We start from the raw sequence: 23395 nt of genomic DNA on the forward strand, positions 1-23395 counted from the left end.
GGCCCGTTGCCCTGAAGGGCCCCACGCGGACCGGGCCGGAGCGGACCGGGCCGGCCTCAGGCCTTGGCGGCGGCCGCCTCGGTGGCGGCGGGCCGCTCCTCTGCCTCGGCCGGGGCCTCCGCACCGGTGTCCGGGTGCGGGATCCGGTGGAGTCCGCGGCGGTCGTAGAGGCGGGTGACGGCGAAGCCGAAGACCAGCGCGGCGACGAGGGCGATCCCCATCGCGGACCACGCCCGGGTCAGGCCCGCGTCGGCCTGGGCGCCGTAGTAGAGCAGGGAGCGCAGCCCCTCCGTGATCTGGCGCAGCGGCTCGAACTCGGCGAGGGCGCGGAAGAAGCCGGGGAGCGCGTGGACGGGCACGGTGGCACCGGAGGACGGGACGGCCATCGCGATGAAGACGATGGTGGCCAGCAGCATGCCGGGGGTCCCGAAGGCGGCGAACAGGGCGAGACTGCCGATGCCGACGACGGCGATGGTGGCGACCGAGTACAGCCACAGCAGGCCGAGGTGGGAGGCGTCCATGTCGAGGATGGTGACCGTGGCGACCTCGACCAGGGTGCCCATCACGAGCGACATGCCGAGCATCAGCGCCATGCCGATGGCGAGGGTGCGGACGCGGCTGGTGTGCTGGACGGGCTCGCGCTTGCGGACCGGGCCGTAGTCGGTGTGCAGGTAGCCGAGGGCCGTGTCGACCTGGGAGTTGACCAGGTTGGCGCCGAGCATGCCGCAGACGACCAGCACCAGGGCGTAGTAGAAGGCGCTCAGGCCCATGGCGCTGCGCGAGCCCACGGGGTGGCCGTCGGCGACGTCGACCGTGACCGGGTCGGCCAGCTTGAGCTGGGCGGCCGTCGGCAGCGGGGTCTTCTGGGCCGAGGCCTGCTTGAGGAGGTCCTGGCCGATCTGGGCCGAGGCGGCGTGGGCGGCCTTCTGGGCGGCCTGCGAGGACATGGACGAGCCTATGCTGCCGGCGGCCTGGTTGGTCAGCACCGTCAGCGTCGGCGGCGCGGCCTTGCCCTGGGCCGCGGGCTGGGGGGCGACTAGCCCGGTGACCGTGGCGGAGAAGTCCCGCGGGATGACGAGCGCGCCGAAGACCTTGCCGCTGCCCAGCCGCTTGTCGGCCTCCTCACGGCTGACGAGCTGCCAGTCGATGCTCTTGTCACCCTCGGCGGCCTTCTCGATGCCCGCGACGACCTGCTCGCCGAGCTTGACGTGGCGGCCGCCCGCGTCCGCGCCGGCGTCGGCGTTGACCAGGGCCACGGGCAGGTCGCGCAGGTTCCCTCTGGGGTTGACGTTGCCGCCCACGTAGAGCAGGGCGAACAGCATCGAGACCACTGCGGCGATGAGTCCGGTGCCGATCCACAGCTGGGGTCGGCGGAGCACGGAGGGTGGCGTGGGGTGAGGCATCGATTCTCCGGTGCGGCTGCGATTCCTGGTTGGATACTTCTGGTATCCAGTCACTGGATACTGGCAGTATCTTGTGATGGTGTCCAATCGCCGATGACGGATACCGGACCGGACCGACCGCATGACCAGCAGGGAAGCCGCATGAAGATCTCGGAGCTCAGCCGGCGCACCGGCGTGCCGGTCGCCAGCATCAAGTACTTCCGGCGGCAGGGCCTCCTGCCCGCCGGGCGGGCCACTGCCGCCACCCTGGCCGAGTACGGGGAGGAGCACGCGGAGCGGCTGCGGCTGATCAAGGCCCTGACCACGCTCGGCGGCCTGTCCATCGCCGCCACCCGCGAGGTGCTCGGGGCCGTCGACCAGGCCCACACCACCGAGGGCGCCCTCGGTGCGATCAGCTACGCCCTCCCCGTGCCGGTGGCCTCACAGGGCCCCGAGGACGGCGACGCGCGGGACGAGGCCGCGGACGCCGCCTCGGCGGAGGTTGCCGAACTGCTCGCGGCCCTGGACTGGCGGGCGCCCGGCACGTCACCGCACGTCCAGGGACTGACGGCGGCGCTCAGGGAGCTCCGCCGCCTCGACGCCCAGTACGCCCCGGGCGAGCTCGCCGCCTACGCGCGGCTGGCCGAGTCGGTGGCCCGGCTGGACCTGGAACGGGCCTCCTGCCTCGACGAGCCGGTGGCCCTGGCGGAGCGGGCGGTGATCGTCTTCGCGATCTGCGCCCCGGTGTTCGAGCTGCTGCGCCGCCTCGCCCAGGAGGACCAGGTCCGCCGCCGCATGGCCGAAGGCCACGGCGGCTCCCCGTCCCCCTGCTGACCGCCCGGCGCCGCCGGAGGTCCCGCGGGGCGGTCCGGCGGCGCCGGGCGGGGCGGGACGGGGGTCAGATGGTGACGCAGATGCCGTCCTCGATGGTCCGGCCGTCGCGCTCCAGACCGCCGCACACCAGCTTCGCGCCCGCCTGCTCGTATCCCACCGCCCACCGGTGGGAGGCGGCGTGCACCTTGGGGCCGTGGAAGTTCCCCCAGTAGGAGCGCAGCGTGCCCGGCAGGCCGTCCTTGGTCTGGACGGTGATGTCCTGCACGAAGCGGTTGTGGTGCGCGGTCATCACACAGATGTACTTCCCGCACTGGCTGTCGACGCCGCTGGGACGGGCGTCGGCGGAAGTCGCGGCGGTGAGCGCCAGGGTGGCGCCGGTCGCCAGGGCCACGGCGAGGTACCGCAGGCGGTTGTTCATGAAAAGGCCGTCTCTCTATCGCTACTCGAGGAACGCCGGCAGGCGGCGGTGACAGCCGCGCCCGCGAGGGGCTCGGCCTTGATCACGATCCGTTTGTAACGACACGCGGCCGTACCGGGACAGGGCCCGGGGCGGGAACTCACCCGAGTGGGCGAATGCGTTCACCTGGCGAAACGCCACTGCGCGCACGGGGCCGGGACACCGGCGCGGCGTCGCGTCGCCGGGCACGCACGACAAAGGCGAGGAGTCGAACCACTCCTCGCCACTCTCAACATATAGCGCACGGGGGGCCTTGCGGCAAGGCCCCGGCCCTGCCGCAGAATGGGCGGCCGAACCCAGGACCTGCACATATCTCGTTGAACGGGTGTTCTTCATGACTGACGTGATCATTGCGGGCTGCGGACCGACCGGGCTGATGCTGGCCCGTGAACTCCGGCTGCACGGCGTACGCGTGCTCGTGCTGGAGAAGGAGACGGAGCGGGCCCGGCCGTCCCGTGCGCGCGGCCTCCACGCGCGCAGCATCGAGCTGCTGGACCAGCGCGGCCTGGTGGAGCCGTTCCTCGCACACGGCGAGCAGTTCAGGGTCGGCGGCTTCTTCGCCGGGGTCGGCACGTCCTGGCCGGAGGGGCTGGACACCACGCACGCGTACGTGCTCGCCATCCCCCAGGCGGTCACCGAGCGCCTGCTGACCGACAGCGCCACCGCACTCGGCGTCGAGATCCTGCGCGGCCGCGAACTCGTGGGGCTGACGCAGGACGAGGACGGGGTGGATGTCGAACTGGCCGACGGCACCCGGCTGCGCTCGCGCTTCCTCGTCGGCTGCGACGGCGGCCGCAGCACCGTGCGCAAGCTGCTCGGCGTCGGCTTCCCCGGGGAGCCCAGCAGGGTCGAGACGCTGCTGGCCGACGTGGAGCTCACCGCCTCCCCGGAGGAGCTGGCCGCCGCGGTGGCCGAAGTCCGCAAGACCCAGAGCCGGTTCGGAGCCATCCCCGAGGGGGACGGGGTGTACCGCTTCGTCGTGCCGGCCGAGGGCCTCGCCGAGGACCGTGCGGTCGCGCCGACGCTCGACGAGCTCCGGCGGCAGCTGAAGGCGTACGCCGGCACCGACTTCGGGGTGCACTCGCCGCGCTGGATCTCCCGCTTCGGCGACGCGACGCGGCTGGCCGAGCGGTACCGGTCCGGCCGGGTGCTGCTGGCCGGCGACGCGGCGCACATCCACCCGCCGACCGGCGGGCAGGGGCTCAACCTGGGCCTCCAGGACGCGTTCAACCTCGGCTGGAAGCTCGCCGCCGAGGTCGCGGGCTGGGCGCCGGACGGCCTGCTGGACAGCTACCACGCCGAACGGCACCCCGTCGCGGCCGACGTCCTGGACAACACCCGGGCGCAGATGCTGCTGATGTCCACCGAACCCGGCCCGCGGTCGGTGCGCCGCCTCCTGGCGGAACTGGCGGAGTTCGAAGAGGTGAACCGGCACCTGATCGAGAAGATCACCGCGATCGGGGTCCGCTACGACTTCGGCGGCGGGGGCGGCGCCGACGGCGGCGGGGGCGGGGGCCGCGAACTGGTCGGCAGGCGGCTGCGCGACGTACGGCTGGGCCGGAGCCGCCTCTACGAGCTGACGCACGCGGGGCGCGGACTGCTGCTGGACCAGACCGGCCGGCTCTCGGCGGCGGGCTGGGCCGGCCGGGTCGACCACGTCGTCGACGTCAGCGGGGAACTGGACGTGCCCGCGGTCCTGCTGCGCCCGGACGGCCACGTCGCCTGGGCCGGCGAGGACCAGGGGGAGCTGCTGGGCGTGCTGCCGAGGTGGTTCGGGGCCGCTGCGGCCGGCTGAACCCCGTTGGAGGGGGCCTCAGTCCAGCAGCCCGGGCGCGAAGTAGTCGCGCAGGCGGGCGATCCTCCCGTCCCGGACGCGGAAGATCTGCACCAGTGAGACGACCAGGTCGTCCCCGGCCGGGCCGCCGTCGAAGACCGTGTCGATCTCGGCGATGAAGACGTCCGGATCGGCGGTGGTGTGCAGTACGTACCCGGACTTCTCGAAGTCCGGCGCGCGGCCGGCCCCGTCCGGCCGCGCGTAGTACTCCGCCATCGCCCTGCGGATCTCCTCGCGGCCCACCAGCCTCCGGGGGAAGGCGGCCCCGTCCGGCATGAGCGGAGCCTCGAAGACCCCGTCCTCCGTGAAGGTCTCGGCGAGGGCGTCGGCGTCGCGGCGCACCGTGCCGGCGAGGACGTAGCCCTCGAAGATCTGCTGCGGCGTCCGGGACACGACGGCCTCCTCGGGATCGGGCTCGGGCTCGGGAGCCACATCATCACAGCGCCGCCGCCCCGGGGGCGGTCTTTCGGACGACGATCACCCTCCGCCCCGTCAGGGGCGTTCCCGCATCCGCCGCCGCAGGCTGTCGTAGACGGGCTCGCTCTCCATCCGGTCCGCGGTCAGTGCCGCGGCGAAGCAGGCGACCAGCAGCGGAAGGACGAGCGTGACGGCACCGGTCATCTCCAGGACCAGGACGACGCCCGTGAGCGGCGCGCGCACCACCCCGGCGAACAGGGCCGCCATCCCGACGGCCGCGAAGGCGCCCGGTCCCGCGGAGTGTTCCGGCAGCAGCGGGGCCGTGACCGCGTGGGCGAAGGTCCCCCACAGGGCTCCCAGGGCCAGCAGCGGGGCGAACAGACCGCCGGGGGTCGCGGCCGCGTAGCTGAGCGGGCCCGCCACGAACCGGACGGCGAAGTAGCCGGCCAGTACCGTCACGGCGGGAGTTCCGCCGGCCAGCAGGCTCTCGCTCAGCGGGTCCCCTCCCCCGCCCAGCAGCGGGTCGTACGCCATGAGCAGGCCGACGACGGCCCCGATGACGGCGGCCCGGAGCACGAGCGGCACCCGGGTGAGCCGGTCGCAGACGGCGAGCATGCCCACGACGAGCCCGCTGTAGGCCGCGCCCAGCGCCCCGGCGGCCGCCCCGAACAGCAGGAAGAGCGGCAGTGTCCACACCGGGGGGAACGGCGTCGCCGGGACCGGGAAGACGGGCCCGTCGCCGACGAGGAACCGGGAGCACGCGAGCGCCGAGGCCGTGCCGACGAAGGTGAGCAGGACCAGGCGGGGCCGGACCGTGCGGGTCACCTCCTCGCAGACGAACAGCAGCCCGCCGAGCGGGGCCGTGAACGCCGTGGCCAGGCCGGCGCCGCTGAGCGCGGCGTGCAGCTGCCGGGTGTCCTCGGGGTCCAGCCGGGTCAGGCGGCCGGTCTCGGAGCCGATCGAGGCGCCCATGTGCACGATCGGGCCCTCCCGCCCGAGCACCAGGCCCGAGCCGATGGCGACGAGGCCGCCGGCGAACTTGGCCGGGAGCAGCCACGGCGAGCGGGAGGCGGGATCGGCCTCGTCCCGCCACACGGCCTCGACGTGCTGGATCCCGCTGCCGGCCGCGTGCGGGACCCGCCGGGCGATCGCGCAGGCCAGCGCAGCGCCCGCCGCCGCCAGGGCGACCGGGATCAGCAGGCCGGCGCCGCCCAGGCGGTCGGCGGCCTCCAGCATCCCGGCGCGCAGGGCGGCCGCTTCCTCCAGGCACCACCGGAACGCGCCGCCGACCAGCCCCACGAGGCAGCCCGCCGGGACGGCGATCAGGTAGGCGCGGTACCCCTCGCGGGCCCTGCCGCCCGCCGTCACCGGTCGGGGGCGCCGGGAACCGGACGCACCGGGCCGAGCACCGGGCATGCGCTGCCTCCCCACCGAGCCGTACGGAACGTCGTCCGAGCCTGGCCCCTGGGGACACCGGCCGCCGCGAAGCTCGCCGGTACCGCCCCCGCGAGGCGCCCGACCGGCTGAAGCGGTCACGGGCGTGCCGGTGGAGGACGTCGCGGCCGGGGCGGGCCCGTGGCGCAAAAGGGATCATCGTGGCCTTCCGCGGCGCGGCCTGTCCCTATGCTGGCGGACATGATCGACATACCGCTCTCCGCGCTCGAGGTCGCGATGGTCCAGACCGGCACCCGGGCCGTCGACACGCTGCGGGACACCGCGGCCTTCGCACAGGAGATGGAACGGCTGGGCTACCACCGGGTCTGGTACGCCGAGCACCACCACTCCCCCGCCATCGGGGCGTTCCCGCCCGTGGTGCTGGCCGCGCACGCGGCGGCCTCCACCTCGGCGATCCGGCTGGGCTCGGGCGGCGTGCTCGCGCCCAACCACGCGCCCCTCACGCTCGCCGAGCAGTTCGGGACGCTGGCCGCCCTGCACGAGGACCGCATCGACCTGGGCGTCGGCCGCGGCCCCGGCACCTTCGACGAGGGCATCGCGCGCGCCCTGCGCCGGGGAGCGGGACCGACGACGGACGCCGAGTACCGGGACGACGTCGCCGCGATCCTGTCCTTCCTCGTGGAGGAGGTCGCGCTCGGCCCGCTGCCCGAGCCGTGGCTGCTGGCGTCCAGCACCGCCGGGGCGGCGCTCGCCGCGGAGCTCGGTCTGCCGGTGGCCGTCGCCCACCACATCCGGCCGGAGAACACCCGTGCGGTCCTGGAGCGGTACCGGGCGGAGTTCGCCCCTTCCCGCTGGTGCGAGCGGCCCCGGGTGCTGCTGTGCGTGGAGACGGTGTGCGCCGAGACGGAGGAGGAGGCCCGGCGGCGGGGCGGGCCGATGAACGTCGTCAAGGCCGGGCTGCTCAAGGGGATCAGCGACATGCCCTTCCCCACGCCCGCCGAGGCCGCCGCCCACCCCTTCACCGCGGAGGAACGGGCGGCCCTGGCGGGCTTCCGTGCCCAGCAGGCCGTCGGTACTCCGGAGACCGTCGTCGGCCGGCTCGCGGAGCTGGCCGGCGAGACCGGGGCGGACGAGCTGATGCTGACCACCCCGGTCTACGACTTCCGCGACCGCGTCCGCTCGTACGAGCTGATCAGGAAGCACCTGGGGGCCTGAGGAGGGCGCGCCGTCAACGGCCCTGAAGGGCCTTGACGTTGTCGCCGAAGGTCCAGTTCCGGGAGCCGTCCCAGTTGACCGACCAGGTCATGAGGCCCTTGAGGCGGCCGCCGTAGGAGTTCCACGCCTGGGCGACCGTCGCGGGCGCCATGTGGCCGCCGCCGGCGCCGGGCTGCGCCGGCAGGCCGGGGACCTGCTTGTCGTAGGGCACCCTGATGGTGGTGCCCTGGACGACCAGGCCCCGGTCGAGGCAGTCGGTCTGCGCCTTGAAGCCGGCGACGGTCCCGGCGGAGTAGGAGTCCCCGGAGCAGCCGTACATGCTGCCGTTGTAGTACTGCATGTTCAGCCACCACAGCCGGCCGTTGTCGGCGTACTTCTTGACGACGGGCAGGTACGCGCCCCAGATCGAGCCGTACGCCACGCTGCCGCCGGTGACGTACGCGGTCTCCGGGGCCATGGTGAGCCCGAAACCGGCCGGCATCTGCGCGAGCACGCCGTCGATGATGCGGATCAGGTTGGCCTGCGACGGGGAGAGCCGGGTGATGCTGCCGGAGCCGACGAGGCCGGTCTCGATGTCGATGTCGATCCCGTCGAAGTTGTACTTCTTCAGGATGGGCACGATCGTCGCCACGAAGCGGTCCGCCACGGCGGCGGAGCCGAGGTCGATGCCGGCCGCCGCTCCGCCGATGGACATCAGCAGGGTGAGGCCGTCCTGTTTGGCCTGGCACATCTCGGTGGGGGTGGGCACCTTGACGGTGCTGTCCATGCCGTCCTCCCACAGGACGGTGCCGTCGGAGCGGATGACCGGGAAGGCGGCGTTGACCACGTTGTAGCCGTGGGCGCGGATGCGGCCGTCGGTGACGGGGATCCAGCCGAGCGGCGGGTGGACTCCGTTGGCGGCGCCGTCCCAGTTCTCCCAGTACCCCTGGAGCACCTTGCCGGCCGGCCTCGGCTGCACCGCGCAGGTGTCCGGGGCGCGCGGGCCGGGGGGCTCGGCCGCGGCCGCGGCGGGTAACTGCGCGCAGAGCGCGGCGAGTCCGAGGCCGAGGCCGAGCAGGCGGATGGTCCGACGGATCACGAGGGGGCTCCCTTCGTCCGTGCGCGCCGGGCAGTGGCGCGCCACCACGTAGGGTTGGTCCAGACCATCCATCCGTCAAGGGTGCGCGGCCCTCCTACTTCTCCAGTGCCCTGACCGCCCGGCCCTCCAGCTCCACGCAGCGGTCCACGTGCTCCGCGCAGGCGTCGAAGAGCTCCCGCCGCTCCTCCGTCCCGGCCTGCGGGTCGGCGTCCCGGGCCAGCAGGGCCAGCTCCGACCAGTGGCCGGCCGACTCCCGGAAGAGCCCGGCGGCCTCGGACCGGCCGGCGAGGTCGAGGAAGTCGGCGTACAGGGGCCGGGTCGCACCCGGAGCCGTCCACTCCTCCTCCAGGCAGGCGTACAGCCGCCCCGTGCCGGCGCGCAGGGCCTCGGGCGAACCGCCGAAGCGGCGCTCCCAGCCCGTCTTGGTGGTGGCGTCGCGCAGCTGGGCGGCGAGCTTCTGCATGCCGGTGAAACCGAAGTTCACGTCGAACTTGTTGCCCAGGACCGGCCCGGTGAGGTGGGTGACGGTGGAGGCGATCGCCCCCGCCACGTCCGGCTCGCCCTCGGCGGGCCCGGTGGGCACGATCAGCTGGTGGCGGCCCTTGCGGTGCGCGGTCCAGGCGGCGCCGAACTCCTCGCGGTCGATCCGGTAGGGGGTCTCGGCGCCGTCCTCGATCAGCAGGTCGTCGCCGTCGTAGCCCGCGATGACGACCGTGTACGGGTCGGTGCCGGTCATCTCGGCGTCCGGGTCGGCCGCGTGCCAGGGCAGGGAGGAACGGTCGACCACGCAGAAGGCGGGCCGGCCGCCGTCCAGCGCGGCGCGCACCCGGCCCCAGCGCGGGTTCATCGCGCGGGTGGCCTCGTACGGGATCCCGAGGCGCCCGAGCGCGACCTGTACCCAGGGCTCGGGGTGGGCCTGGGCCACGATCGTGAGGATGGGCAGGCGGCCCTCGTACTCGAACACGAAGTACATGAAGCCGATTCCGCCGGCGAGTCCGGCCACGAGCTCCTCGTCGTGGACGCTGCCCAGGGCGTGCCTGATCAGCGAGGCCTCGCGGTGGCGGCCGGTGCCGAAGTCTTCGTATACGAGCACAGTCATGGGGTGAGCCTAACCGCCGGGGGCGCGGCCGGTGTCCGGCCGCGCCCCCGGCGGGGCGGCCCGCGCTCAGCGGAGGGCCGGGATCACATCGCGCGTCTCGTCGGCCTCGATGGCGGTGGTGCGGCGGCCGGCCGCCTCCGGGGGCGCCTCGTCCGCGCAGACCGTGCCCAGGGCCGGCAGCGCCAGGGTGGCGAGGTACTGCGTCGCCAGGGCGCTGACGCAGGCGCTCCGGTTGTAGGCGGTGTGTCCCTCGGCGTCGAACGTCAGCAGGCGGCCGTTCTCCAGCGTCCGGGCGAGGGTCACCGCGTCCTGGTACGGGGTGTCCGGGTCACCCGTGGTGCCGAGGACCAGGATCGGGGCGGAGCCGGCCGCCCGGTAGGAGCCCTCGTGGCGGCTCGGGCGCTCGGCCTGCCACTGGGCGCACGTGGGCGCGTGGTTGTGGTCGTACGTGGGCGGCCCGAAGCCGATCGCGGGTCCCAGCAGCGGTGCCGAGGCCGCCTCGGCACCGACCACGGCGCCCAGCAGCAGGGGGCTCGCCGGGTAGACGCGGTCGGCGCACTCCACGGCCAGGTTGACGTTGAGGAAGTCGAAGGAACCGGGCGAGGGCGGGTTCAGCAGGAAGGTGCTCTGGCGCAACTGGGCCGAGCGCAGGGCCTGGCCCAGGTGGGGCCAGATCTCCTTGCCCGAGTTGATGTTGAACATCAGGCGGTAGGCGAGGGTGTAGCCGGTGGCCGGGCGCCCGTTGGCGGTGACGACCGGGTCGGCGTCCAGGGCCCGCTTGAGCTCCTCGAAGGCCTCGCGCGGCCGGCCGTCGCCGAACCCGCACGCGGCGGAGTCCCGCGCGCACCAGTCCAGGAAGCGGCCGACCGCGGCGTCCAGGGCGGTGAACTGCGCGGCGTCGTAGGCGTAGGGCAGGTCCGCGTAGGTGCGGGGATCGTAGGCGCCGTCGAGGACCATGGCGCGGACGCGGCGGGGGAACTGCGCGGCGTAGACGGTGCCGACGTAGCTGCCGAACGAGCGGCCGTAGAAGGTGAGCTGCTCCTCGCCGAGTGCCCGGCGGAGCAGGTCGATGTCCTTGGCGTTCGAGCCGGTGCCGATGTACGGCACGAGGTCAGCGGCCCGCTGCCGGCAGGCGGTGGCGAAGTCGAGGCCCTGCCGGATCGCGCCCCGCAGCGCCCCCGGCCCGGGGACGCCGCGCGCCGCGTCCACGGCGGCGGCGTACTCCTTGTCGTTCCAGCACTCCACCTGACCGCTGCGCCCCACGCCGCGCATGTCGTACCCGACGACGTCGAAGGCGTCGCGGAGGGAGGCGGGGAGGTTGCCGTAGCTGTTGCGGGCGAAGTCCACGCCGGAGTTGCCGGGGCCGCCGGGGTGCAGCAGCAGGACGCCGGTGCGGCGGGCGGGGTCGGCGGCGGGCTTCCGGGTGACGGCGAGGTCGATCGTGCGCCCGGCCGGGTCGCGGTGGTCGAGCGGTACGCGGGCGGTCGCGCACTCGAAGCCGTCGCCCGGGGCGCCGGGGCCGTCGCAGGGGGCCCAGGACAGGACGGGGACGGGCGAGGAGGCGGGGGGCGCCGCCGTCGCGGCCCCGGGCGCGGCCCCGAAGAGGGCGGTGACCGCGGTCAGGACGAGGGTGGTCCCCCACACCACTCGTTTGCGCGGCGCGGCGGGTGAACGGTTCTGCATGCGGCGGGCTCCTCTGTGACGGGTCGTCATGGCAGTGCCGCGATCGGGGGCTCGCGGGCGTGCTCGCTCGGCCGGGCGGCGTGGCCAGGTTCGCACCACCCGGCCCGCGGGGACAGCCGGGAGCGGGTGCCTACACATCCGGAGCTGGGCGCTCCTGCCGCCGGGCGGGGCGCGCGGGACGCGCCGCCGTCCGGGGAGGTTTCCCCCGACGGGGCCGTCCCTCCCGGGCCGGGGAGGGAAAGCACCCGTGCGCGGGACCCGGGGTGGGCGACGGGCGGGCGCACGGGAAGACGGCCGGAGCGTGTCGTCCACGGCCGGTCCCGGGCCCGGCTCCGGCCGGACGGCCAAGCCGTCCACCTCCGCGGTGCGGTGCGGCCGTTCGGGTCGCGCTCGTACCGGGGGCGGAGCCGGACCCGGGCCCTCGACGGGCGTGAGACGGGGCTGGTGGGGCCCCGACCGTCGGGCCGTCAGTTCCCCAGGTCGGCGATGAGGAGCGGGAGGCACTCCGAGGACGTATTGGTGCCCGAGAACACCACGGCCTTGATTCCCACGCCCAGGTCGGCCACTCCCCGCACTTCCCAGTCGCCCTTGGTCACGACCTTCACGTCCAGGTCGCCCTTCCGGTCGCTCTTGCCCTCGGTCCAGCCGGCCCCGACCAGGCCGGCGATCGTGTCCGCGAACGACTTCCCCGGATCGGCGGACTGACCCGGGTCGTCCACCGCCCAGTCGACCTTGCACTCCTTGGCCTTGGACCCCACCGTGTCGACCGACGGGTCCTTGGTGAACCCGGCCGCGGTCGCGGCCGCGTCGAGCTCCTTCGCGACCGTGGCCGCCTCCACCTTCACACCGCCCTCACCGGCGCACCCCGTCACGAGCAGTACGACACCGGCAGCCGCGGCCGCCACTCCAAACCTGCGCACAGTCCCCCCGAACGCCACACGAAGGCCTCGCGCCTCCGTCGAACAGGTGCCCAGTCTTGCACCGTACGGGTGCGTGCCGGGCAGCAGGGCGATCAGGGCCGGGCACGACGACGCCAACGCGCCCGCATCCGAAGCGAGAAGGGCCTCCGCCGGGGTGGCGGACCGCCACCCACAGCCGCCCGGACTAGGGGGTGTCTCCCGGTGTGAAGGTCACCGGGAGGGTCTGGGGGCCGCGCAGTCCGCCGGGGCGCCAGGGGACCTCGTCCGCGGGGACGGCGAGGGCGAGGCCGGGGAGCCGGCGCAGGGCCGCGCCGATGGCGATCTGTGCTTCCAGCCGGGCCAGCGGCGCACCCAGGCAGTAGTGGACGCCGTGGCCGAACGCCAGGTGGGCGTTGTCCTGCCGGGTGATGTCGAGTCGGTCGGGGTCGGGGAAGCGGGCCGGGTCGCGGTCGGCGATGGCCGAGGCGATCAGCACGGTCGCCCCGCGCGGGATCCGTGTCCCGGCGATGTCCAGGTCCTCGCGGGCGAAGCGGGCGATGCCGGGGCTGACCGGGCCGTCGTAGCGGAGGAACTCCTCGATCGCGCCGGGCAGCAGGGCGGGGTCGGCGCGCAGCCGGTCGAGCTGGCCGGGGTGGGCGAGCAGCATCGCGAGGCCGCCGCCGATCAGGTTGACGGTGGTGATGTAGCCGGCGGCCAGCAGCAGGAAGACCATGGCGATGAGCTCGTCCTCGCTCAGCCGCCGCTCCTCGTCGCGGGCGGTGACCAGGCCGCTGAGCAGGTCGTCGCCGGGGGCGGCCCGCTTGTCGCGGATGAGGCCGGTGACGTACGCGCGCATGTACCCCCACGCCTCCTCCACCACGGCGGGGTCGGCGGGTTCCGCTCCCCGGGTGATCAGGCGGTCCGTCCAGCGCTGGAAGTCGAGGCGGTCGTCGGGCGGCACGCCGAGCAGTTCGCCGATCACCGCGACCGGGAGGGGCAGCGCGAAGTCCGCGACGAGGTCCGCGCGGCCGGCCGGGACGAGGGCGTCCAGCAGGCCGTCGGTGAGGGCCTGGATCCGGGGCCGCATCCCGGCCACCCGGTGGGCGGTGAACGCCTGGGACACCAGGCGGCGCAGCCGGGTGTGGTCGGGCGGGTCGCTGCGGAGCATGTTGCCGAGCATCGCCTCGCGCTCGGTGGCGGGCAGCTGCCGAAGCAGCCGGAGGTCCGTGGCGTCGCGGACGTCGCTGCCGAGGCGGGGGTCGGAGAGCGCTTCGAGGCCGTCCTCGTAGCGGGTGACGAGCCAGGCCTCCAGGCCGCCCGCGATGACCGCGCGGTGTACGGGGGCCTCCTCACGCAGGCGCCGGTACAGCGGGAAGGGGTCCGCGACGAAGGCGGGATCGGCGTACGGCAGCCGGACCCGCGGCCCTCCCGGGCCGTCGGCCGGGGTCTCGGCGGGGCCGTCGGCGGGAATGCCGCCGGAGTCGGTGGTCACCCGGTCATGATGCCCGGCGGGTCAGTCGCGCAGCAGGAGCGCCACGGCGGCGAGTACGACCGCCAGGATGAGGGCGGCGACGCCGTGGCGCGGGCGCTGGTCGCGCAGGACCGGCAGGAAGTGGTCCACGGCGTAGCGGCCCGGGCCGGTGAGGGCGAGGGTGACGGCCGAGGCGACGATCAGGGACTCGAACTCGATCCCCTCCTGGCCGAGGAAGGCGCCGGCCCATTTGACGGCGATGGCGTTGATGATGATGCCGACGACGGCGGCCGCGGCCAGCGGGGTGAGCAGGCCGAGGATCAGGCCGAGGCCGCCGAGGGTCTCGGTCAGTCCGGCGACGAACGCCATGGTCTCGCCCGCCGGGTAGCCGGCCCTGCCGAAGAACACGCCGGTGCCCTTGAGGCCGGGACCGTCGAACCAGCCGAACAGCTTCTGCGTGCCGTGGACGGCCATGATGGCGCCCAGCACCAGGCGCAGCACGGGCAGGCCGATGTCACAGGGGGTTGGTGTGGTCCGCACGCCGTCATGGAAGCACGGGCCGGGCGGTCGGCGGCGGGGGGCGCGCGGGGCCGCCCCTGACCGGGCGCGGAGGTCATCCGTCCGGGTCCGTGAGGGCCGGGGTGGGCCGCGTCCAGGGGTTGGGGAGGGCGCCGGTGACGGGGCCGCAGACGGCCGCGCCGCGGTCGCGGGCGGTGCGCACGGCGAGCGGGACGAGGGGTTCGGGGACCCCGTAGACCAGGTGGCAGAAGAGGTCGGGCGGGTGGCGGGCGGTCCAGCCGGGGCGGCTGAAGTCCGCGACGTACGTGGACCAGTCGCCCTCGAAGGTGACGACGAGGTCGGCGAGGCGCAGGTAGCCGGGCGCGGGGTGGACCCCCGGGTTGAGCACGACGGTCGTCGCGCCGAGCCGGCGCAGTGAGCGGACCAGGCGGCGGCAGGCGCGCAGCCCGTCCCGCTCCGCCGTCACCCGGTCGAGGAAGCAGCCGTCGACGCCGTACCACTCCTGGTAGCGGAGGATCTCGTAGTGGAGCTCTGCGCCTTCCCGGTCCCCGTACGCGGTGTCGACGTAGCCGAGGAGCCGGGCGCCGGCCGCGCGCAGGGCCGCGGCCGCCGCCGTGAACGCGGGATCGGGGCGCGGGCCCGGGCCGCTCGCGGGGTTGAGAACCACCGCGTGGGTCCGGGACGCCGCCCCGATCAGCGCGGCCCAGGCCCCCGGGTCCTCCGCCGGGTGGACGTACAGGGGGACCAGCAGGCTCATGGCACGCGGCTGCCGTCGCGGGCCCCCGTGCTGGCATCCGCGCCCCACAGCGAGGCGAGCATGTCGTCGAGCTTCCGGTCCGGGCGCCAGCCCAGTGCCCGGTCCGCGGCGGTGATGTCGGAGCACTGCCACGAGACCTCGGCGGAGCGGGTGGAGCCGGCCGTGCCGCCGGCGTCCTCCTCGACCCGTCCCCGGAACCCCGCGAGGCGGGCCAGTGCGTGCACCAGCTCGCGGACGGGCACGGCCTCGCCGGAGCCGATGTTGAGCACGGGCGGCAGCGGGCCGGGGGTGGTGACGGCGAGTTCCACCGCGCGGGCCAGGTCCCGTACGTCGACGAAGTCCCGGTGGGCGGACAGGTCGCCGAGCCGCAGCACCGCCTCCGGGTCCCGGCCGGCCGTGCCCAGCAGGGCGGCGAGCCGGCCGGGCAGGCCGGTGGCCGGGGCCCCGGAACCGACCGGGTTGCCCACGCGCAGTACCACCGCGTCCAGGCCGGAGGCGGTCACCGCGACCGTGCCCGCCAGTTTGGTGGCCCCGTACGGGGTGACGGGGCGGGTGGGCGCGGATTCCGCCACCCGGACGCCGAAGGCGCCCGGGCCGTACTCGGCCGCCGAGCCGAGGTGGACCAGGCGGGCGGCCGGGGTGGCCTCCCGCATGGCCGCGCACAGCACGGCGGGGCCCCGGGCGTTGACCTCGGCGAGCGTGACCGGGTCGCCGCCGGTCGCGCCCGCGCAGTTCACGACGGCGTGGGGGGCGGCCGCCGCCAGTGTCTCGGCCAGCCGCCCGGTGCGGTCGGCGGCGAGGTCGATGGAGAGGCCGGCGGCGGGTGAGCGCCCGGCGTGGAGGACCTGGACGTCCGGCAGGGCGCGGAGCCGGTCGGCGACGTGGGCCCCGAGGTATCCGGTGGGGCCCAGGACGAGGATGCGCATGAGGTGCTCAGGCTCCCTTGAGCAGCAGGGACTTGCGGCTGGTGAACTCGGCGTTGGCCCGGTCGTAGTCGTCGGGGCGTCCGATGTCGAGCCAGTAGCCGTCGAACTCGTAGGCGTGGGGCGGGTTCTGTGCCTTGAGGAGGTCGAGGACGAGCTCGTCGAAGCCGAGCGGCAGGCCGGGGGTGTAGCCGTCGAGGGTGTCGCGGCTCAGACCGTACACGCCCATGGACACGCGGTAGTCCATGCTGGGCTTCTCGGTGAACCCGACGACGCGGCTGGCGTCGGTGGTCAGCACGCCGAAGTCGATGTGGACCTTGCGCGCGTAGGTGGCGATGGTGAGCGGGGCGCGGGAGGCCTCGTGGCGGTGGAGGACGTCGGCGTAGTCGAGGTCGGTGAGGACGTCGCCGTTCATCACGAGGAATCTTTCCGGGAGCCGGTCCTTCAGGTTGAGCAGCGGGCCCATGGTGCCCAGGGGGCTCTCCTCGGTGGCGTAGTCGACGCTCATCCCCCACTGGGAGCCGTCGCCCACGTAGGCGCGGATGATCTCGCCGAGGTGGCCGATGGCTATGGTGCAGCGGGTGAATCCGGCGGTCGACAGCTGGCGCAGCACGATTTCGAGGATGGCGTGCTGGTCGCCGATGGGGACGAGGGGCTTGGGCAGGGCAGTCGTGTAAGGGCGCAACCGTACGCCCTTGCCGCCCGCCAGGATCACTGCGTACACGGGTTCCTCCATCTGTCGTGTGTGATGAGCCGTGGTGGGGGGACGTGGGGGGATGGGGCCGCGGTGGTCAGACGTTGTAGATGCCGGTCTTGTAGCGGGCGAGGTTGGCGGGGTCGCGGAAGAACTCGACGGTGTGCGCCAGGCCCTGTTCCAGGGTGTGGCGCGGGGCCCAGCCGGTGGCGGCGGTGAGCCTGCTCGCGTCCGCGACGAGCCGCATCACCTCGGAGGCGGCCGGACGCAGCCGCTCGGTGTCCTCGCGGACCTCGATCGGGACGTCCATGACCTTGCCGGTCAGGGCGACGAGGTCGCCGACGGAGATCTCGGTGCCGGTGCCGGAGTTGAAGGTGCGGCCGACGACCTGCCCGGCGGGTGCGGTGCCGACGGCGAGGAAGGCGGCGGCGGTGTCCTTGACGTAGCTGAAGTCCCGGGTGGGGCGCAGGTCTCCGAGGGTGATGACGCGCTCGCCGGCGGCGACCTGGCCGATGACGGTGGGGATCACCGCGCGCATCGACTGGCGGGGTCCGAAGGTGTTGAAGGGCCGCAGGGTGACCACGGGGGTGCCGAAGCTGGCGTGGTAGCCGTCGGCGAGCCGGTCGCCTCCGGCCTTCGAAGCGGCGTACGGGGACTGGGTGTTGATCGGGTGGTCCTCGGTGATGGGGACGGTCTGCGCGGTGCCGTACGTCTCGCTGGTGGAGGTGTGCACGAGCCGGGGGGTGCCGAGGGCGCGGACCGCTTCCAGCACGTTGAGGGTGCCGGTGACGTTGGTGTCGACGTAGCTGTGCGGGGCCCGGTAGGAGTACGGGATCGCGATGAGCGCGGCGAGGTGGTAGGCGCATTCGGCGCCTTCGAGGAGTCCGCGGACCGAGCCGGGGTCCCGGACGTCGCCGAGGACGATCTCCACCTGGTCGAGGACGTCGGGGGCCAGGGTCTCCAGCCAGCCGTACGAGGAGAAGGAGTTGTACTGGGCCATGGCCCTGACGCGGTATCCCCGTGCGACCAGGGTCTCGGTGAGGTGGGAGCCGATGAAGCCTTCGGCGCCGGTGACGGCTGCGAGCGGTGCGGAGGTCAACCGACCTCTCCTTTCGGTGGGTGGTGCGGGTGCGAGTGCGGGTGCGGTGGGTACGGGTGCGGCGGCGGGGCCGGGCCGTCAGGCATGGGCGGCGGGCCGGCCGAGGAGCCGCAGCGTGCACCCGGTCAGGCACAGCGCCGCGGCGGCGCAGCAGAGCGGCAGGACGGACGGCCCCGGGGGCAGCCGGAGCAGGGTGACCGCGCCGGCGGTGGCCGCGGCCGCGAGGCAGATCAGGGCGGGTGTCCAGGCCTCCCCGAAGGCCTGGAGCAGCAGGGCGGTCCAGAGGGTGGCGGCGAGCAGGGGCAGGGTGGCGGGGCCGGCTCCGGTGAGCAGTGCGGCGGGCAGCAGCGGCAGGGCGTAGCCGAGCAGGCACAGGGCGAGCACCCCGGCGGAACGCAGCCGGAACCCGCCGGGGGTGGCGGACGCTCCGAGGGCGGCGGCGGACAGGCCCCGGTAGCGGTAGAGGAGCCATTCGGCCGGGCCCATGCTGAGGGTGAGGACGATCACCGCGTACGGTTCGCGGCGGCCGGCCATCAGCACCAGCAGGGCGGCGGCCAGTCCGAACAGGCCGTAGGGCAGGGAGCGGAGCAGCGCGGGCCCGGAGCCCCCGCCGGCCGCGGGCGGCGCCGCGTACTCGCTGCGCAGGGTCAGGCCGGCGGCGGCGACGGTGGCGGCGAGGGCGAGGAGGACCGCCCCGGCCCGCAGCGGCGGGCCGGGTTCCCACCAGGGCAGGGCGGCGGCGCCGGCGAGGAGCGGGGAGAGGGCGGCCAGCAGCAGGAGTTCCCGTCCCAGGACGAGGAGTACGCCGGCGGCGGCGAGGTAGAGGGACTGCGCGGCCGCCGCCCACAGGACCGGGGAGCCGTGGGCGGTGACGGCCGCGGCGGCCGTGGCGAGCGCGGCGCCGAGCGGTGCTCCGCGCAGCAGGGCGCGGGCGGACTCGCGGCGCCCGGCCACCATCCACAGGTAGGCGCGGTGGCCGAGGGCCTGGCCCCACGCCCAGGACACGATGCCCGCGGCGATCAGCGCGCCGGCGTGGCGGCCCGGCTGCCACAGGGGTGCGGTGAGCAGGTAGGCGAGGGCGGGCAGGGCGAAGAGCACCCCGCGCAGCAGGCAGCGCAGGTGGTCGGGGCGCCAGGGGTCGGGCGCCGGGGGCGGGTCGGGGAAGACCCTGGGGACCCGCGCGTACAGGGCGGCGGCGAGGGAGAAGATGTCGGGGTGGCCGTAGCGCGTGCGGATGGTGTCGGCGGACAGGCCGTCGGCCTCCAGCAGGGCGGCGACCTCGTAGGGGTGGACGGCGGGGCCTACCCGGTCGGCGAGTTCGGCGGCCAGCCGGTTCACGGCCTCCTCGTGGGCCGGGGGCCGGGGCAGGCGCAGGCCGAGGGTCACCGGGTCGGGCAGCCGCAGGCCGAGGGTGACGGGGTCGGCGTCGCCCTGTGCGGCGGCCCGGCGCTTGGGTACGGCGAGGCGCAGCGTCAGGGTGTCGTCCTGTCCGCCCCGGGGTTCGAGGTCGAGGGGCCCGCTCATCCGGCGAGGCTCTCCGTGCCGGAGACGGCCGGGGCGGCGGTCTCGTCGGGTGCGGGGGCGCCTGCCTGGCCGGCCCACGCGGGTGCGGGGCAGTGCGGGCGGGCGGCCGCCGGTGCGGCCGTGGCGGTGCGCGGGGCGGGCGCCGCCGTGACGAGGCGGGACGGGATCGTGGTGGGGCGGGCGAGGGTGGGCAGTTCCAGGTAGATGGACCGGAAGGTGTCGATGGTCTGGCGCAGTGTGAACTGCTCGATGACCCGCAGGCGGGCGGCTTTGCCCATCTCGGCGCGGCGCGGGGTGTCGGCGAGCAGTTCCAGGGCGGCGGCGGCCATGGCCTCCGGGTCGCGCGGCGGCACCACGAGCCCGGTGTCGCCGACGGCTTCGCGGACGCCTCCCACGTCGGTGGAGACGGTCGCGCGGCCGCAGGACATGGCTTCGATGAGGGTGAAGGGGAAGCCTTCGCTGATGCTGGAGAGCATCACGACGTTGCCCGCCGCGTAGGCGTCCTTGATGTCGTCGACCCGGCCCTCGAAGACGACGGCTCCGGCGTGTCCGAGCTCGGCGGCCAGGGCCTCGCACCGCTCGCGGTACGCCTCCCCGCCGCGCGGGGTGCCGCCGAACAGGCGCAGCCGGGCTTCGGGGACCTCGCGCCGGACCAGGTCGAAGGCGCGGATCAGGGTCTCCAGGTCCTTGATCGGGTCGACCCGGCCGGCCCAGCTGAGGGTGGGGACGTCCGGTTCGGGTCCGGCCGCCGGGAACGCGGCGGGGTCGACTCCGTTGTAGACGGTGCGGATGGCCTCCGGGTGGGCGCCGCCCTCTTCTTCCCAGAGGCGGTTGTAGCGGTTGCCGGGGGTGATGAGGGCGGCCCTGCGGTAGCTCTCCTCGGCCAGCAGCCGGAAGAAGCCCAGCACGACGGCCTTGACGGGCCAGCGGTAGGGCGCGGTGCGGTAGCCGAGGTAGCGCTCGCGCAGGTAGACGCCGTGTTCGGTGAGCAGGAGCGGGACGTCGTGCCGTTCGAGCGCGGCGAGTCCCGGCAGGACGGCGACGCCGCCGCTGACGGCGTGTGCGACGCCGTGTTCGGGGGGCGGTGCGGCGAGCGGGCGCAGGGCGTGCTCCAGGAGGGTGGTGGCGGTGAGCGCGTCGCGCAGGGTGGGCCGGGACGCGCGGACGGCGAGGCCGGGGCGGTTCCACACGGCGGCGAGGATGGTGACCGCCCGGTTGCCGCGCAGGAAGGGACTGAGCTGCCCGTCCGCAGCGGCGCGGGCCATCGTGTAGAGGGCGGGTGCGAAGTCGGCCTCGGCGAGCGGGTCGAGGAGCGCGGTGAGGAACCGCTCGTAGGCGGCGGACAGCCGGCGTTCGGCGCGGCCGCGGGGCCGCCGGCCTTCGGGCGGGTCTCCCCACATCGGGACCGAGCGGACGTCCCGCACGTGGCCGGGCAGTTCCCAGGCGAGGGATTCGCGGCCGGTGCCGGTGACCGCGATGACGTCGAAGTCGATGTCGGGCATGCCCTGGACGAGCTGGTCGCACCACACGCTGACGCCGCCGTGACTGTGCGGGTAGGTGCCTTCGGTGAGCAGGGTGACACGTGGCGCGGCGGAACGCCGCGCGCCGTGGTGAACGTGCATGGGTGGGCTCCACGGCCGGAGTGTGGGGTGGCAGGGGCGGGCGGCCTGGCCGTCCCGGCCGCGCGGTGGCGGCCGGGACTCGCTGTGCGCCGGTCAGCCCCGGGGGGCGGTGGAGCTGCCCTCGCGCACGGCGTCGGGGACGTACGTGCGCGGGGCGGGGAGGGACTGCGGGCCGGGCCGCGGGGCGGTGGCCGGGCCGGTCCGCTCACCGGTGCCGGCCGTGGCGGTGGCCGCCGGCAGGGTGAGCGCGAGCGGCGTCCCGGCGGAGGCGGTCCAGCCGGAGACCCGGCCCGCGTACGGGCTGCCGAAGGCGGCGGTGCCCTGCCGGGTGCCGGCGGGCAGGGTGGCGGGCAGCGCGAGGCCGTTCGGGGCTTCGACCGTGACGGTGTCGCCGATGCGGTACGCGGTGACCCGGCCGGCCCGGACGGCGTCCTTCCAGGCGGCGCGGCGCTGGAGTTCGGCTCCGGTGTCCTTCATCCGCAGGTTCTCCACGGGGGTGTCGTCCGCGAAGAGGGCCGCGTACCCGTCGAGGACCCCGTTCAGGACGGGGTAGGCGATGCGTTCCTCGGCGAGGTTGGACTGGTGGATGAAGTGCGGCTTCGGGTCGTTGGACAGGACGTGGCCGAGGGTGGTGCGGACTTCCTGCGGCACGATGTGCGCGGCGTACCCGGTGGCCGTGTCCAGCGGGGCGGGCAGGCAGGTGGTGGTGTCGGCGTGGTCCTCGCAGATGCCGCTGCCGCCCTGCGAGCGGCGGGTGTAGATCCAGTTGTACTCGTCGGTCTGCTCGGCGGCCCGGCCGGCGTTGTAGTACACGTTGATCGGGTAGCGGGCGACGGTGGAGGCCGGGCCGACGAGCCGCTGCTCGGGGTCGCGGGAGTTGTCCGAGGCGAGCCACTTGACGCCGTTGTCGGCGAGGGCGGGGCCCAGGTTGGGGTTGTCCTGCGGCTGCTGCGGCAGGAGCTTGGTCCCCGAGTGCTCGCCGGTGACGAGCTCGTCGTCGTGCAGGGGCAGTCCGGCGGTCCGGCCCCAGACGCGGTTGAGGGCGATCTCGTCGCTGATGGCGTTGCGGCCGACCCACTTGACGGAGCCGTCCGGCAGGGTGGCGCACTTCCAGGGCACGGTGCTGACGTCCTGTTCGCAGCCGAGGTAGGCGTGCGTGTAGGTGTGGTTGACCCAGCGGAAGCGGTCGCGCTGGGCGAGGAGGACGTCGGCGAGTTCGTCGGCGCCGTTGTTGTCCTCGCGCTGGTCGAGGCTGCCGGCCCCGTTGTAGACCATGTCGAGGGTGAAGTTCCGGTTCGTCTGCCAGTCGGCGGCGTACGTGGCGTCCGCGCCCGTCATCCGGATCGGGTTCGGGGTGCCGGCGCCGTTGGCGCAGTCCACGTCACCGGGGGTGCAGTTGAGCACGCTGTCCCAGCGGTCGTCGGCGGCGAACACGTCGTCGACGTGGACGGAGAAGTAGTTGCGGGAGGCGCCCAGGTGGACCCCGCCGGTCATCCATTCGACGATGCCGCGCGCCAGCAGGCGGAACTGCTGCTGGTACTGGTTGTAGACGAAGGTGACGACGAGTTCGCGGCGGCCGTCGTGCCGGTACTCGCCGACGAGCGAGCCGCGCCTGGCGGTGCCGGGGATCGGCGCGTCGACGTAGGTGGTGAAGTCGGCGCCGGGCGCGGGCTGGGCGAGGTAGGCGTAGCTCTCGCCGACGGAGGGCGAGTTGTCCTCGAAGGGCACGGCGCCGTCGAGGTAGGCGAACGGGCCGCCGAGACCGGCGGCGGTGACTCCGGCCCGGACGCCGTCGAGGCTGCCGGCGTAGCCGCCGGACGCGAAGTACTGGAGGCCGACCTGGGGCCGGGAGTACGTGTAGGCGTCGACCTGCGGGATGCCGTACGTCCGCTCGTACGCGGCCAGGGCCGTCATCTCGGCCGATCCGGCCGGAAAGGGGTTGTCGTTGGGCAGGACGACCGCCTGGTACTTGGCGCGGGGCCGGCCGTCGACGGTGTCGGCGAGGAAGGCCGCGTCGATGGTGGGCCGGCCTGCCCGGGTGAGGTCGACCTGTGTGTACGGAGTGCCCGCCGACTCCAGTTCGGCCGCGATCGCGGCGGTGGTCGGCCCGCCGTCGCTCACGACGAGCACCCGTAAGTCGGTGCGCTGTGCGGGGGTGTCGGCGTGTGCCGCCCCCGCGGGCAGGCCGAGTGCGGCGATGAGCGCGCCCACCGTGAGCACGGCCGTGCGTATGTTCCGCTTCATGCGGTGAAGTCCCCTCCCAGGCAGGGGTGAGCACGGCTCGCACAGAGCGGACGCACCCCCTTGCGCGACGCCGGCGCCCCCTCAGAAGCCAGTCGTCGACGCATCCGTCGCGTCACATGGTGATGTCTCTGTGTAGCGTTTGTGATGGTGTCGCAAAAACCGGCGAAAAACCGCAGGCGCACAAGGGGGCGCACGCCGGAGGCCGTCCGGCGGCCCGGGCCGGCCGGCCGCGCCCCGCACACGGGAGCC

The 23395-nt window shown here is 74.5% G+C and carries 20 protein-coding genes; 3 read left to right on the plus strand and 17 right to left on the minus strand.

Translation table 11 applies throughout. The features are described from left to right. Window positions 1-56 precede the first annotated feature (56 nt). Window positions 57-1403 (minus strand): YhgE/Pip family protein, encoded by a 1347-nt coding sequence (locus AC069X_RS05460; RefSeq protein WP_478725371.1) that lies wholly within the window; start codon window positions 1401-1403, stop codon window positions 57-59. A 141-nt stretch (window positions 1404-1544) separates the two neighbouring features. Here AC069X_RS05460 and AC069X_RS05465 point away from each other — a divergent pair, with 141 nt between their 5' ends. Further along, a complete protein-coding gene (locus AC069X_RS05465; RefSeq protein ID WP_478725373.1) occupies window positions 1545-2216 on the plus strand; it encodes a MerR family transcriptional regulator in 672 nt (223 codons plus the stop codon). A gap of 64 nt (window positions 2217-2280) precedes the next feature. Here the strand turns inward: AC069X_RS05465 and AC069X_RS05470 are convergent, their stop codons facing one another. Next, the gene (locus AC069X_RS05470; RefSeq protein WP_478725375.1) at window positions 2281-2634 is read right to left on the minus strand and encodes a hypothetical protein; all 354 of its coding nucleotides are present in this window, start codon (window positions 2632-2634) and stop codon (window positions 2281-2283) included. Between the two features lie 373 nt (window positions 2635-3007). Between AC069X_RS05470 and rox the strand changes: the two genes are divergently transcribed. Beyond that, window positions 3008-4468 carry a rifampin monooxygenase gene (gene rox / locus AC069X_RS05475; protein WP_478725377.1) on the plus strand — a complete coding sequence of 487 codons (1461 nt, stop codon included), beginning with the start codon at window positions 3008-3010 and terminating at the stop codon, window positions 4466-4468. 18 nt (window positions 4469-4486) lie between these two features. On the opposite strand, the gene AC069X_RS05480 is transcribed toward rox, so the two are convergent. Beyond that, window positions 4487-4900: a nuclear transport factor 2 family protein gene (locus AC069X_RS05480; RefSeq protein ID WP_478725379.1), complete on the minus strand. Its 414-nt coding sequence runs from the start codon at window positions 4898-4900 to the stop codon at window positions 4487-4489. Between the two features lie 99 nt (window positions 4901-4999). Continuing rightward, a complete protein-coding gene (locus AC069X_RS05485; RefSeq protein WP_478725381.1) occupies window positions 5000-6340 on the minus strand; it encodes a ClC family H(+)/Cl(-) exchange transporter in 1341 nt (446 codons plus the stop codon). A gap of 219 nt (window positions 6341-6559) precedes the next feature. Here AC069X_RS05485 and AC069X_RS05490 point away from each other — a divergent pair, with 219 nt between their 5' ends. Next, complete coding sequence (locus AC069X_RS05490) at window positions 6560-7534, plus strand: MsnO8 family LLM class oxidoreductase (RefSeq protein WP_478725383.1); 975 nt, start codon at window positions 6560-6562, stop codon at window positions 7532-7534. Between the two features lie 13 nt (window positions 7535-7547). Here the strand turns inward: AC069X_RS05490 and AC069X_RS05495 are convergent, their stop codons facing one another. From AC069X_RS05495 to AC069X_RS05555, 13 genes are all read right to left on the minus strand, one after another. Next, entirely contained in the window at window positions 7548-8609 is a 1062-nt protein-coding gene (locus AC069X_RS05495; RefSeq protein WP_478725763.1) for a chitinase, read from the minus strand. A gap of 97 nt (window positions 8610-8706) precedes the next feature. Beyond that, window positions 8707-9711: a BtrH N-terminal domain-containing protein gene (locus AC069X_RS05500; RefSeq protein ID WP_478725385.1), complete on the minus strand. Its 1005-nt coding sequence runs from the start codon at window positions 9709-9711 to the stop codon at window positions 8707-8709. Window positions 9712-9777: 66 nt separating this feature from the next. After that, on the minus strand, window positions 9778-11394 hold the full coding sequence (locus AC069X_RS05505; RefSeq protein WP_478725387.1) for an alpha/beta hydrolase: 1617 nt from the start codon (window positions 11392-11394) through the stop codon (window positions 9778-9780). Between the two features lie 467 nt (window positions 11395-11861). Continuing rightward, entirely contained in the window at window positions 11862-12299 is a 438-nt protein-coding gene (locus AC069X_RS05510) for a hypothetical protein (protein WP_478725389.1), read from the minus strand. Window positions 12300-12498: 199 nt separating this feature from the next. Further along, window positions 12499-13764: a cytochrome P450 family protein gene (locus AC069X_RS05515; RefSeq protein WP_478725764.1), complete on the minus strand. Its 1266-nt coding sequence runs from the start codon at window positions 13762-13764 to the stop codon at window positions 12499-12501. Window positions 13765-13806: 42 nt separating this feature from the next. Further along, entirely contained in the window at window positions 13807-14304 is a 498-nt protein-coding gene (locus tag AC069X_RS05520) for a DoxX family protein (RefSeq protein ID WP_478725391.1), read from the minus strand. A gap of 73 nt (window positions 14305-14377) precedes the next feature. Then, entirely contained in the window at window positions 14378-15040 is a 663-nt protein-coding gene (locus tag AC069X_RS05525; protein ID WP_478725393.1) for a spherulation-specific family 4 protein, read from the minus strand. Beyond that, window positions 15037-15966 (minus strand): NAD-dependent epimerase/dehydratase family protein, encoded by a 930-nt coding sequence (locus tag AC069X_RS05530; protein WP_478725395.1) that lies wholly within the window; start codon window positions 15964-15966, stop codon window positions 15037-15039. Before AC069X_RS05530 ends, AC069X_RS05525 begins: the two co-directional genes overlap by 4 nt. Window positions 15967-15973: 7 nt before the next feature. Further along, entirely contained in the window at window positions 15974-16687 is a 714-nt protein-coding gene (locus tag AC069X_RS05535) for a nucleotidyltransferase family protein (RefSeq protein ID WP_478725397.1), read from the minus strand. 67 nt (window positions 16688-16754) lie between these two features. Then, complete coding sequence (locus tag AC069X_RS05540; protein ID WP_478725399.1) at window positions 16755-17756, minus strand: GDP-mannose 4,6-dehydratase; 1002 nt, start codon at window positions 17754-17756, stop codon at window positions 16755-16757. Between the two features lie 78 nt (window positions 17757-17834). Continuing rightward, entirely contained in the window at window positions 17835-19280 is a 1446-nt protein-coding gene (locus AC069X_RS05545; RefSeq protein ID WP_478725401.1) for a hypothetical protein, read from the minus strand. Next, window positions 19277-20902 carry a GT4 family glycosyltransferase PelF gene (pelF, locus tag AC069X_RS05550; protein ID WP_478725403.1) on the minus strand — a complete coding sequence of 542 codons (1626 nt, stop codon included), beginning with the start codon at window positions 20900-20902 and terminating at the stop codon, window positions 19277-19279. Before pelF ends, AC069X_RS05545 begins: the two co-directional genes overlap by 4 nt. Window positions 20903-20995: 93 nt before the next feature. Beyond that, complete coding sequence (locus AC069X_RS05555) at window positions 20996-23146, minus strand: hypothetical protein (RefSeq protein WP_478725405.1); 2151 nt, start codon at window positions 23144-23146, stop codon at window positions 20996-20998. Between the last annotated feature and the right edge of the window lie 249 nt (window positions 23147-23395).

The sequence above is a fragment of the Streptomyces sp. NPDC043896 genome (assembly GCF_056435605.1).